Genomic DNA, 11,662 nt, shown 5'->3' on the forward strand with positions numbered 1-11,662 from the left:
AACCTCGATTCAGTTATCCCTGTTCGACGCGGTAATCCCGCAGATGAACGAGCTACCCTTTTATATGCCAGGGTTTCAAGTCGCGGTCAGAAAAACGACCTCTCTGAACAAATTGAGTTTCTTGCTGCTCGTTACCCCGACACAGAAATCATCACCGACATCGGAAGCGGACTTAACTTCAAAGGAAAAGGTCTTCAAACCTTACTGGACAGAGTTCTCACAAACACTTGCAAGCTTGTTGTCATTGCCCACAAAGATCGGCTTTGTCGCTTTGGGTTCGATCTTATCTCATGGATCTGTGCTAGGCAGCAGAATCTCTAACTTTGTTCTTGAGGAAATTGAGGAACTTGTGCTATTTCTTGCATTAGTTTTTCCTTATCACGGCGGCGTTTTTTTGCATAAAGCTGAATAGTCACCGCCATGAAAATTATTAAGGCAAAAACCCCCCAAGCTGTAATGTCTGTGGGTAAATTATCTTTAAACACAGCTAGTAAGACAATCACTAATAACATGACTGTGGGTGCTTCATTTAAAGCCCGTAACTGTTGACTACTCCAGCGACATTCATCTGCGGCTAACTGTTTCATGAGACGACTACAGTAATAATGATAACCCAGTAACAGCGCAACAAATAGCAGTTTAATGTGCAACCAACCCTGTCTTAAAACCTCCGGTTCCGTGCTTAATAAACCTATGGCCATTGCTACGGTCAGGAACATTCCTGGAGTAGTAATGATATTGTAGAGGCGTTTTTCCATAATGTGATACTGATTTTTCAGTATGGTTTTTGCTGGCTCTGGTTCTTGGTTTGCTTCTACATGATAAATAAATAGGCGTACTAAGTAGAATAACCCAGCAAACCAAACTACAATGCCAATGAGATGAAATGCTTTAAACCAGGAATAAGCCATGAACTTGAATCTCCGCGAGGGTAATTGTGACTTTTTTTGTTTTTAATAAAAACTTTACAAGTTGAATCTTAAATAAGATTATAAATGGGTTGCCATAACATTTTTTACCAACCTTAACTATACTTAAACTTAGAAAAAAAGAAATAGTTTATTTTTATTTCTCTGTATTTGTTAATTAGGAAAGGGTCTAATACCCTTGCCTATGTAAAATTGGAAATTTGGAATTTTGAATTATTTAAGTGTGGTTTATTGTAAAGAATATTGTTGGTGGATTTATTATTTTTGCATTAGGTATTTGCACAACGGACAAATGGCAAAAGGTCTTGTAAAATTTCTTTGTGGTAGTGTTCTTGAGGATAATGCCCGACATTATTGATTTTTATTAATTGGGCATCGGGTACGGAATTGGCAAATTTTTCTGCTACATCTATGGATAACCAAGGGTCAATCATTCCCCATTGAATCAAAATTGGCTTTTGCCATTGTTGAAAGCCAGATTCTATTTCTGTCATGGCTGGATTTAGTTCTAAATTCCGAACAGTGGCTAACAGACTTCGCCCGGCGGAGGAAGATTTTAAAAATGGTTTGCGATAAATATCTAAATCTTGATCTTCAATGCGATAACGACTACCCCCTTCTAAAGTCCGGTCAACTAGGAGGGGGTCTTGGGTGATCATTTCACCCGCTAAAGGTAAACCCATTTGTTGAATTTTCCAGGGTAATTTGGCATTGGTGGAAATGGGTGTATTTAAGATGATTATATTAGCGATTTGTTCTGGATAGCGTAAGGCATATTGTAAGCCTACGGAACCTAAAAATCCTTGGACTACTAAAGAAAAACGTTCCAGTTCTAAGGCTTTAACAAATTCTGCTAAAGCAGTAATAAATTTATTAGGTGTGTAAGGAAAATCTTTTTTTTCCGGTTTAGCAGAAAAACCATAACCAATCCAATCTGGTGCGATGGCTCTATTTCCCTGAGTACCTAAAGCCGGCATAATGTTCCGCCAGCTGTAACTTTGAGAAACTAAACCGTGTAGTAACAATACAGGCAACAAGTCAGTTCTACCAATGGGTAAGGACTCACGATAAAACCATTCTAGAGAATCTACTTTAATTTTATGTTCTTTTAAAGACACTTTATTTTCCTAAGTAAAGGTTTAAGGAAGGTTATGAAGGACTATTTTTTATTGCAAACTGTTATAACTAATCATCTCACGAATGGTGTTAGCTGTGGCTGGTGCTAGTAAAACACCATTGCGGTAGTGTCCAGTGGCTAGGATAACATTGCTAAATCCTGGTAATTTTTCAATCACCGGTGCGGGCCTGTTTTCAGGACGGGGACGTAAACCAGACCAAGTGCGAACAATAGTACCCGTGGCTAAATCTGGGCAAAAAGTGATAGCTTGGTGCCAAACTTTTGTTAGTAGTTCTTGATTTGGTGGTATTTCATGGCCATTGTGGGGAAATTCTACTGTTGCACCTACCCAGTAATTATTGCCACCTATGGGGACGATATGGACATCATTACCGGTAATCACCGGCTGAAAGTGAGGGTTAGCTAATGGTTGATTCAAGTGTATTTGTAATGCTTGCCCTAAAACCGGGCGAACATCAAGCATTTGGTTTAATTGGGCTGTCAGTGGTGTGGAACCGAGTCCCGCTGCTATGACAATCCAATGGGCAGCAATTTTTCCCTCTGTGGTTTGTACTAAACCACATTGACTAGGTTGGTGAATTTGCTGGATGGGGGTGTCTATTCCCAAAACATTGACACCAAATTTGCAAGTTACCCCATGGTGTTGGGCTGCTGCAACCAAAGCTAATGTTAAGGCAGTAGGATCAAGTTGACGGTCTTGAGGGGAATAAACTGCGCCGATAATTTTGGGGTTATGGACTTGAGGACAAAGATTTTTGAGTTTGGCTGGATCCCAAACTTCTAATTTCCAACCTTGAGAATGGCGAATTGCGGCGAGATTTTCCCATTGTGCTAAATTCTCTTGTTCCGAAACCAGACTGAGAATACCTTGGCGGTTAAAGGGAATTTTGTGACCTGTGATAGCTTCTAATTCGGGAATTAAGGTTTCGTAGCGTTGAATGCTTGTTTGTCGTCTTTGCCAAGGTTGACCTTTGATTTTATGACTGATTACTCCCATCAAAACTCCCAGAGCTGCCCCTGTGGAAGCTTGGGCGGGTGGTTGACGGTCGATAATTGTAATTTTTAATTCTTTAATTAGGCTAAGTTCATAGGCGATGGCTGCTCCGACTACACCACAACCGATGATGACTACATGAATCATGGCTTTTTTCCGGGGGAATAGACAGGAGGAGATGGCAATGATGATTGACTTTCATCCTCCTAATTCCATGTTAAACTCCTGGACTAAACTGCTGGTTGGGTGTTTAAGTCAGGAAGCAATTGAAAGAATTGATCAATGTCTTCTACTACTTCTTGGTAGCTATTTAAGGCTTGCAGGCTATTACTGGCTCCGGCGGCTTGATCAATTTTCACCAAGTGGTTCAGCAAGTCTCGAGTTTTTTGCCGTGCTGTGGGTTGGGCCGAAGCTAGGAGGTTGGGAATAATATAAGTCATACTCAACCTAGCTTCTGTCATGGGGCCATGTATAAAATTGCTGACATCAATCCAATCTTTTTTGTTGATGAGAGTTTTCAGTTCTTCTGCGCGGTGGCGCACAGCCTGAATTTTCGGCACATATTCCTGAATTCTCTCTAGTTGAGTTTCTGTGTAAGTTGGAGGTGCAACTGCAACGCTGGGGCCACCACAACTAATGAGAAATGTGGCTAATAATACTAAAATCAGAGAAAAAATCGAGGGTTGACGCGCCATAAACTGAACTTAATTTATTTTGTGTGTACCAATTAACAGTGTAATTTTAAATCGCTAGGTGATCTATGGTTCTACTTGACTAGGGATTTCCGGTAAAAATTCTGGTTATGGGGATTAATATTTTTGCCCATGGGCTTATTTAGTGGGTGTTTCTGAAAAAGTTAAGTATAATTACTCAAGACAACTATGTTCAGTCTTAAAACACTGGATTAACAGTTGTTGAGAAATAAAATTGTGAGGAAGGGGTAATTTAAATTTGCTTAATTTGAAAGGTATTCCTGGGTTGAAATACCTATATAATCAGCTTTTTGGCAATTTTTTTGTCATGACGTTCCCTCTAGTTGGGCAAAATATAGGAGTGTTTTTTCGTGAATGCATCTGAACAAGCAACTAACCTTGAACTTGCCAGCAAGATTGCTACGGTGGTGAATTTGTTTAAATTCCAGTTTCCTGATGCTAAATCGGATCTTAAACCATGGAAAGATGACCCAGAAACAAGGGAGTTGGTAGATCCAGATTCTATAGACATCGGCTTTCACTTTCCGGGTATTAGCAAGTCTTGGCGCAGTCGCAGTGTCTTGATTCAAATTCGCTTTTACCAAGATCCCATCAATTACTCACGTCGTGCTATTGGTTTAGAAGTGGCTGGATTTGACCATCGCGGTGAGGCGTGGCGACTGTCTACTGTGGATAACTGGAGTTTTGTGGGTATGTCTGAGCCTTCACCACAAGTTGGTGAAAAACTCAGGGAAATTTGCCGACACATTTTAGAGGTGTTTAATAAAGCGAGTGATTAAGATTGATTGGTAATAATTTATAAATTATCCCCAGTGTTGCAAGTACTATTGGCACAGTAGGCTGATTGATAGGTGCTTCCACGCTTGCCAAAAAGAGTATAGCGATTGTCGCGGATTTGTTCATAAAAGCCATCGCCTAGCCACTTCATCCCAGGTAAAGCCCGATAAGCTGTGACAAATACACTTCCCATTGGCAATAAGCATCCAATTTCTTCCGCAGCATCGCTTCCTTGCCAACGTCTTTCCGGTGCATCACCATGGATTAAAATCATTCCCTGTTGGCAATCTTGGGGTGTAATTCGCCATTGGGCTAGTGTTTCTTGGTCTTGCATTGGGGTGTAGCGGAACAATTTTCCTTGGTCTAGGGTTTCCAATAACTGAACTAGGGTAACGCAGAGATTACAATTGCCGTCATAGATAACGTAGTAGTTCATAAAAGGTTTTTTTAGTTTTTTTGACTTTATGGTTAATAGTTAATTTACAATATCTGGGGAGAGAATGTTTTACATAAGCTGACACCTATGAATTAGGTGCTGGTGATGGGGCCTATGTCTACAAAGAAGTTTCCTGTAGTACTAATCACAGATTTTGGTTCCTAGGCGCTTATGTCCAAGGATGACAAATCAAGGGTGAGAATAATAAATCTGGTACTAATACAGCATAAAAATCACCGGTGACCACATCAGGATTTTTATTTTTCACATCAATAGTATGTTTTTGGTAAGTAGGTTTCTTTTAAGTGGGTACTTTTCATTTTGTTTGTAGGTATTTTATTATTTACATAGTTGAAAGGTTAAAACCTCCATACTCACAAGACTAATAATTGATTTCTCAAAGTAATTAAAAACTTAAAAACATTGTTGTTGTCATGGAAAAACTGATATTCAGGAGGAAAGATGATGTCTAAAAACACAATTAACTATGTAATTCATGATGGAAATGCCCGTGGTCATAGTGAGTTTCCCTGGCTCCATAGTTATCACACATTTTCCTTTGGCAGTTTTTACGACCCTAATCGCATGGGGTTTCGTACTTTGCGGGTCATTAATGATGACCGCATTGCCCCCGGTGCTGGATTTCCCCGTCATGGTCATCGCGATATGGAAATTCTTACTTATGTATTATCAGGTGCGGTGGAACATAAAGACACCTTGGGTACTGGTTCAATAATTCGTCCTGGTGATGCACAGATAATGAGTGCGGGGACTGGAATTGCTCATAGTGAATTTAATCACTCCCAAACTGAGCTATTGCACTTGCTGCAAATTTGGATTCTACCGAATCAGCAAGGATTAACACCCAGGTATGAACAAAAATCATTTCCTCCAGAAGAAAAGCAGGGTCGACTACGGTTAATTGCGGCTGAAGATGGCCGTGATGGTGCAGTAACAATTCACCAAGATGTTGATTTGTATGGGTCTATTTTAGAGCCAGGGGATGTTATCCATTATCACGTGAAACCTAATCGTTATGCTTGGTTACAAATAGCTAAAGGTGGGGTGGTTTTCAACGGTGAGGAACTCAAAGCCGGTGATGGGGTGGAAATCCATGGGGAAGAAAAACTCCAAATTAGTAATGAAAGTACCACTGAAGGTGGTGCAGAGTTTTTACTTTTTGATTTGGGTTGAATTGATGTAGTTTTATTACTCAGTCAAATCAAAACTTTTGATTTAGGGAGGAAAGGTCATAAAAATGAAGTACCTTGATTGTGGATACTTTTAGTTTACTATTTTTGGTTTACAAGTCCCTGGTCTTTGTTTCGCTACACTAGAACTTGACCCGAAAATATTCTAAGAGCACCAGAGGCAGAATGTCTAAAAAGCGTAATTCGCCATCATCGGATGATGTCTTTCCGTTGCAAACTCCCCATGAATCAGGAAACTGGCAGGGGAGAGTGGCTCAAGTGGGGTATCGCTTTAACCGACAGTATCAAAAGCAAGACCTGGAATTACCAGCAGAAGTACGGGAAATGCCCATATATCAAGAATGGGTGTCTGGTATTTTGTCCGGCAGAATTGTTTCTCCTTTTTGGGAAATTGCTCAACCTAAAAAAAACCAGCACTGTTTGGATATTGGTTGTGGTGTGAGCTTGCTAATCTATCCTTGGCGGGATTGGCAAGCATATTTTTATGGCCAAGAAATCAGCACTGTGGCACGGGATAGCCTCAATTCTCGCGGACCGCAGTTGAATTCTAAGTTGTTTAAAGGTGTAAAGTTGGGGCCTGCTCATCAATTAAGTTACTCAGCAAACCAGTTTGATTTGGTAATCGCTACGGGATTTAGCTGCTATTTCCCTTTAAAATATTGGGGTGCTGTGTTGCTGGAGGTTAAGCGGGTGTTGAACCCAGGGGGACATTTTGTGTTTGACATCCTCAATCTAGCACACCCTTTAGTAGAAGATTGGGCAGTTTTGGAAACATATTTGGGGGCTGAGGTATTTCTCGAACCTGTGGCTGAGTGGGAAAAAATGTTCAAAGTTAATGGTGCGAAAGTGGTGGCGCAGCAATCAGGGGAATTATTTGACTTATATAAGGTAAAGTTTTGAGAACTGTAAAGTATATAACTTTAGGCTGAGGATCTGAGTATTCATCTTGAGAAAAATGGGGTCAGGTAGTAATGCTTTAACGAAATACATTCAACATAGGAGTTTCTTATGGCTGATGCAATCCAAAATGTTGACATAGACTCTACCATCTCTGCTTTGCAAAGAGACCTGACATCCATCCCTACGGATCAAGCTATAGCTATTATCAATACTTGGCAGCAACAACTTTCAGGCACAGACTTTGCTGAGGATTTGGGAGAATTAAAAGAGGCTATATTGAGTGGTGATACTGAATCCATTGCAGATATTCTTGCAGATTTAGGTCAAGATACTCAAAGTGCAGCTGCTAACGCTACTGGTGATGTGGCAGGTAAGGTGCTGCAATTGGGGGAAACGCTATGTCAAGCTAGTAGTTCTTTGGGGTAGTTTTTAACTTACCCTAAATTTAACTGGAAACTAGGAATTTATTGCTTGTGTAATGCTTCTGGGTATTAGTGTTTCACAAAAATCCCCACACAAATCATTTAATATCCACTCAATTTAAATACAGGTGTTGGGTAAATTTTTGTAGAGATGGTTCTAGGGAACCTCTCTACATTATTTTTTGGAGATTGTGGCTATTATTTGTGCGGGCTTTAGGGCCTGTGCTTTGACGTAACTTAATATTATATCCGTTTAATTACTTATATAAGCTGGAAGATGATTCTGCCAATTATAGAACTATATTCATGGTAGTTGAAGCTTGATTTTTCTATCTCCTGGGGAGAGGATTCATGTCAGTTCCTGAGGTACTGTCATTAATTTACTGGACATGGCATAGGTAATACTTAAATTGCTATCTAATTATGGTTTGTATTTGGTTAGTATAAATGAATTTTAAAGTTTTGACCTTGTGTATAAAATTGCATTTTTAATATTTACCTAAAAAAAAATCGAAAAGTTATTATTGTTTAATTCTGGAAGAGGTATCTTCATGGATTGAGGGCAATGGGTCAATATTTTTTTTTAAAATTTCAGTATTTTTGTGGATAAATACTCGTCAATAATTGTGGTAAATATTTTATATAAAGATAAGTAATAATGTGGGATCGGTGTGGGATTATTGTATATAGGCGATCGCGCTGCTGGTAAGACACATTTAGCAATGGAGTTGGCTAACCCTAAAAATGAATATGTAAAAGTAGAAAACCTAGATTACGAAAATTTGCAAACTCAGTTACTAGATGAAAATTTTGTAACTAGACCAACGGATGCTAGACAAGCCATCTATGATCATCTCTTGGATGTTAAGGTGCAACTACCCACAGGTAATAAATCTATAAGTGTAGATTGGATAGATACCCCCGGAGAGGTATGGCGAAAAAGCTGGCAAAGTGATAATCAAAGTGAGTGGCTTAACCTCTTAAAGGCCATGGGAGAAAGTGAAGGAATTTTGCTTATCCTCCCCCCCCATCGAGGAATGAATTTCCACAATGGGGTAGATTTAGAGGAGTTTATGAGTCAACAGCAATGGTGTAACAGGTTTGACCGTTGGGTAGACTTTTTTCGGCAAGACTGCCCTAAATTAAGGCATCTGCTGATTTGTTTAAATAAGGCAGACCTTTTTTGTGATTTAGAAAAGGAAGCTGCAAAACTCAGCTACAACCCCAATGGCTCCCAAATGAATTGGCAACAACGTCATCTCTATGTTTTACAACGATACTTTAGACCTATTGAATGGCAATTAGAACAAATTAATCAAAGTATTCGGGGGTTATCGGTGCGGTGCTTTATTACATCAATATATAATCGCTCGGTGTTGGAACTTCCTTGGATATATCTAGGAAGCTTTTTGGCTAGGTAGTAAAGAAGGCACAAATTAAAATGGGAAATATCAGGGTGATTGGCCCAAGGGGGTCTGGTAAAACTACTTATCTTGCTGCTTTAGCTTATCAACCAGCTAAGGCGAGATGGAAAAGCAAAAGGTTCCATGTTGAAGCTGTAAATGAGGATACTAAACAGCTGGCAAGGAGGGCTGAAAATATTATCTGCGAGGGAGCATCTTTAGAACCTACTGGTTCTCATGTGACAAATATTTATGAATTACCTGTTTACTCATTTAGTATTGAGATTAACAGTGCTTTTAATCAAGAGAAAATTAATTTAGTAGCCAGAGACTATCCTGGGGAAATCTTTGAAGAATTAGTAACTGGGTCATCAAATTCTTTACACGAAGAATTTATAGAAGAATGTTTAACCAAAGATGTTGATGGCTGTTTAATTTTGCTCACAGAGTGGAAACAAGGAACTGATAAGTTTTACAGCCGAGTTATAGAGCGGTTTATTGAATTAATGGATATCCACCAGCGAGCTAATGATTTACGGTTGGCGGTGGCTATGAGTAAGTGTGAACGGGGAGAGCTGTGGCCTGGTCGTCTTGACCCTGAAGCTGATTTATTTCACATTCATTTACCTAAAACTAAATCTATTTTGGAAAATAAAATTCCTCGTAAAAATCTCCGGTTCCACGCCATATCAACTTTTGGGGTTTTGGGGCGTAAAGATCCTCGTCCAAACCGCATTGAAGAATGGGGAACTGATGGGAGAAATTCTGTTTTAAGAGAGGCAAATCGTTGGCAACCTTATGGCATTATTTCTCCTCTTTATTGGCTGAGTACAGGTAAAAGGATGAGAGATGATACATAACTGGTTCTCAAAAACTGCTTCTGAACCTCACCAGAGTAATGCAGTTCTACGGGTAATAGGCGATCGCGGTTCGGGAAAAACTGCATATATGGCTTCTTTAGCTAGGTGGCCTAATGCTGATGTTAATAGTCCTGTACAAACTGTTATCCCTGTGGGTGAGTCGGGAGAAGAATTAATCAGTAAGGCTCAAAATATTTTGGAGCAAGGATTGGAGCTAGAAGCTACTGATTTGGATAGTGTGTTAAAAGACTACACTTTGAGTATTACTCTCAAAGGTCAGTTTTCTTGGCATAATACCCAGATTTCCGCAAATTCCCAATTAGTTAATCTCAATATCAGCTGCAAGGATTACTCAGGTGAATTTTTCACTGACCTTTTATACCAAGCTGGAAACCCACGACTAGAAGAATATTTAGAAGATTGTTCTTTGGCTACGGGGGTTATGTTTTTAATTGATGGTAATAGTCGTGGTAAAGATTTTGAGTACGCCAATGGTTTAGATAAGTTTTTCACTTCCCTTGACCGCAGGGATATAGAACAGGGAACTCGCAGAATTGCTTTGGTGCTAACTAAGTGCGAGCAGTCAGAATTATGGGTGAATCGACATAAACCAGCTTTTTTAGCTGCTGCTCGTTTTCCCCAGGTACATCGTAAATTACAAGCTTGGCAACAATTGGGAAGCGGAAAGGTAGATTACTTCACTGCTTCTGCTTTTGGGATGTTGGGAAATAGATATCCAGAACCTAATGTCCAAGTGCTACGTCGTGGTCGTGATGGTGTAACCGCTATTATTAAAGACCCCAAGCGGTGGCGACCTTTTGGTTTGGTAGCTCCCATTTATTGGCTATGTACAGGCGATCGCCATAAGGAATTAGATAAGGGTTAAGTAGATGAATCCATCAACTATAGAAATTCACGAATTTAGCACTGGTATTCGTCCCGAAAGAACTGCTGACGGCGGTTGGGTATCCCTGGGATTTATTGGACAGTATATGAATGTCACCCTTAGCCCCATTCCCCAAGTTGTGGAGCGTTCTATTGCCAATCGGGAATTTGCTGTGACGGAAGGAGCTTCTAATGAAGAGCCGGCAATTATTGGCCGAGTGGTGGGAAAGGGAGATGATGCTTGGGCGGTGGTGGCTGTTGTCACTAGGGGACGGGATGAAAAAGGACGCAGTGTGTCTGTATATCGTTATTTTTTGTGTCACGACAATAACAATTCCATGCCGGGGGTGAACAATAGTCTGTGGAAAATATTGGCATGGATTGATAACGAAGGAATACCGAGATTTGATCCTTTTGATGTCAAAGTTATTGGACAACCTAATTTATTTACTTATTACAGTCAGCGCCATTTAGATATACCACCAGAAGTGGCAAATTTAGAACTAAATCAATTAGAACCATTGGTGTTATCACCACATCAATGTAATTTCCGAGTTGTTAATGTCTTAGCCATTAGAAAATCCCAAAAAAATGACCAGCCTATTTCCTGGGCATTTAGTGTGGAAGCATTAGAAAAACCGCGAAATTTTCAGATTATTCAACCAGCTTCTACACGGGCTTATGAAATATTGCAAAGGGCAATTAAACAAATTCCACAAGGGTCTACATCAGTGGTGGAAGATGAAGAGGCTCTTAAATCAGCGATTCGGAATTTGATGAATAGTTCCCAAGTGAAGCCTGAAGTTGTGCAAGTGATTACTGATGCATTAAAAAATCAACAAATTACTGCAAAGCATTGGCACAGTTTATTTGATGCCCAAGGAGCTAAAACAGCCATAATCCAAAAAATTTATAGTCCTCAAATAGTGCGGTTAATGACCTTGAGGGCAATGGTGATTCCAGAAACCCTACCAGAGTTTTTAAATTGGTTAAA

General features: G+C 39.8%; 13 protein-coding genes and 1 pseudogene. 9 read left to right on the forward strand and 5 right to left on the reverse strand.

Annotated elements, in window-relative coordinates:
- Positions 1-321 (forward strand): recombinase family protein (locus NWP25_RS14175; protein WP_280699631.1); only part of this gene is annotated, 321 nt, incomplete at its 5' end.
- Here the strand turns inward: NWP25_RS14175 and hemJ are convergent.
- The 4 genes from hemJ to psbQ form a co-directional block, all read right to left on the reverse strand.
- A complete protein-coding gene (gene hemJ, locus NWP25_RS14180) occupies positions 318-911 on the reverse strand; it encodes a protoporphyrinogen oxidase HemJ (RefSeq protein WP_280649449.1) in 594 nt (197 codons plus the stop codon). The genes NWP25_RS14175 and hemJ overlap by 4 nt on opposite strands.
- A gap of 287 nt (positions 912-1,198) precedes the next feature.
- The gene (locus NWP25_RS14185) at positions 1,199-2,047 is read right to left on the reverse strand and encodes an alpha/beta fold hydrolase (RefSeq protein ID WP_280649448.1); all 849 of its coding nucleotides are present in this window, start codon (positions 2,045-2,047) and stop codon (positions 1,199-1,201) included.
- A 48-nt stretch (positions 2,048-2,095) separates the two neighbouring features.
- Complete coding sequence (locus NWP25_RS14190; RefSeq protein WP_374913113.1) at positions 2,096-3,208, reverse strand: NAD(P)/FAD-dependent oxidoreductase; 1,113 nt, start codon at positions 3,206-3,208, stop codon at positions 2,096-2,098.
- A gap of 83 nt (positions 3,209-3,291) precedes the next feature.
- Complete coding sequence (gene psbQ, locus NWP25_RS14195) at positions 3,292-3,756, reverse strand: photosystem II protein PsbQ (protein ID WP_280649447.1); 465 nt, start codon at positions 3,754-3,756, stop codon at positions 3,292-3,294.
- A 368-nt stretch (positions 3,757-4,124) separates the two neighbouring features.
- Here psbQ and NWP25_RS14200 point away from each other — a divergent pair, with 368 nt between their 5' ends.
- Positions 4,125-4,553, forward strand: coding sequence for a hypothetical protein (locus NWP25_RS14200; RefSeq protein ID WP_280649446.1), 429 nt, complete (start codon positions 4,125-4,127; stop codon positions 4,551-4,553).
- Positions 4,554-4,570: 17 nt separating this feature from the next.
- On the opposite strand, the gene NWP25_RS14205 is transcribed toward NWP25_RS14200, so the two are convergent.
- Positions 4,571-4,987 (reverse strand): thiol-disulfide oxidoreductase DCC family protein, encoded by a 417-nt coding sequence (locus NWP25_RS14205; RefSeq protein WP_280649445.1) that lies wholly within the window; start codon positions 4,985-4,987, stop codon positions 4,571-4,573.
- Between the two features lie 465 nt (positions 4,988-5,452).
- Between NWP25_RS14205 and NWP25_RS14210 the strand changes: the two genes are divergently transcribed.
- The 7 genes and pseudogenes from NWP25_RS14210 to NWP25_RS14240 form a co-directional block, all read left to right on the forward strand.
- On the forward strand, positions 5,453-6,181 hold the full coding sequence (locus NWP25_RS14210; protein ID WP_280699633.1) for a pirin family protein: 729 nt from the start codon (positions 5,453-5,455) through the stop codon (positions 6,179-6,181).
- Between the two features lie 182 nt (positions 6,182-6,363).
- Positions 6,364-7,098: a class I SAM-dependent methyltransferase gene (locus NWP25_RS14215; RefSeq protein WP_280649444.1), complete on the forward strand. Its 735-nt coding sequence runs from the start codon at positions 6,364-6,366 to the stop codon at positions 7,096-7,098.
- Positions 7,099-7,206: 108 nt separating this feature from the next.
- Positions 7,207-7,524: a hypothetical protein gene (locus NWP25_RS14220; protein ID WP_280649443.1), complete on the forward strand. Its 318-nt coding sequence runs from the start codon at positions 7,207-7,209 to the stop codon at positions 7,522-7,524.
- Between the two features lie 667 nt (positions 7,525-8,191).
- Complete coding sequence (locus NWP25_RS14225; protein WP_280649442.1) at positions 8,192-8,941, forward strand: hypothetical protein; 750 nt, start codon at positions 8,192-8,194, stop codon at positions 8,939-8,941.
- Between the two features lie 20 nt (positions 8,942-8,961).
- The gene (locus NWP25_RS14230; RefSeq protein WP_280656975.1) at positions 8,962-9,783 is read left to right on the forward strand and encodes a TRAFAC clade GTPase domain-containing protein; all 822 of its coding nucleotides are present in this window, start codon (positions 8,962-8,964) and stop codon (positions 9,781-9,783) included.
- Positions 9,773-10,669, forward strand: coding sequence for a hypothetical protein (locus NWP25_RS14235; protein ID WP_280649440.1), 897 nt, complete (start codon positions 9,773-9,775; stop codon positions 10,667-10,669). The genes NWP25_RS14230 and NWP25_RS14235 overlap by 11 nt, the downstream gene beginning before the upstream one ends.
- Positions 10,670-10,673: 4 nt before the next feature.
- Positions 10,674-11,662 (forward strand): annotated as a pseudogene (locus NWP25_RS14240) (hypothetical protein); the annotation flags it as partial.

Source organism: Umezakia ovalisporum Ak1311 (assembly GCF_029891685.1).
Classification (GTDB): Bacteria; Cyanobacteriota; Cyanobacteriia; order Cyanobacteriales; family Nostocaceae; genus Umezakia; species Umezakia ovalisporum.

What these genes read in the sequence shown, in the direction of transcription:
- NWP25_RS14215 (WP_280649444.1), top strand. Translation starts at nt 6,364, where the DNA reads ATGTCTAAAAAGCGTAATTCGCCATCATCGGATGATGTCTTTCCGTTG.
- NWP25_RS14220 (WP_280649443.1), top strand. Translation starts at nt 7,207, where the DNA reads ATGGCTGATGCAATCCAAAATGTTGACATAGACTCTACCATCTCTGCT.
- NWP25_RS14230 (WP_280656975.1), top strand. Translation starts at nt 8,962, where the DNA reads ATGGGAAATATCAGGGTGATTGGCCCAAGGGGGTCTGGTAAAACTACT.
- NWP25_RS14190 (WP_374913113.1), bottom strand. Translation starts at nt 3,208, where the DNA reads ATGATTCATGTAGTCATCATCGGTTGTGGTGTAGTCGGAGCAGCCATC.
- hemJ (WP_280649449.1), bottom strand. Translation starts at nt 911, where the DNA reads ATGGCTTATTCCTGGTTTAAAGCATTTCATCTCATTGGCATTGTAGTT.
- NWP25_RS14210 (WP_280699633.1), top strand. Translation starts at nt 5,453, where the DNA reads ATGTCTAAAAACACAATTAACTATGTAATTCATGATGGAAATGCCCGT.
- psbQ (WP_280649447.1), bottom strand. Translation starts at nt 3,756, where the DNA reads ATGGCGCGTCAACCCTCGATTTTTTCTCTGATTTTAGTATTATTAGCC.
- NWP25_RS14205 (WP_280649445.1), bottom strand. Translation starts at nt 4,987, where the DNA reads ATGAACTACTACGTTATCTATGACGGCAATTGTAATCTCTGCGTTACC.
- NWP25_RS14235 (WP_280649440.1), top strand. Translation starts at nt 9,773, where the DNA reads ATGATACATAACTGGTTCTCAAAAACTGCTTCTGAACCTCACCAGAGT.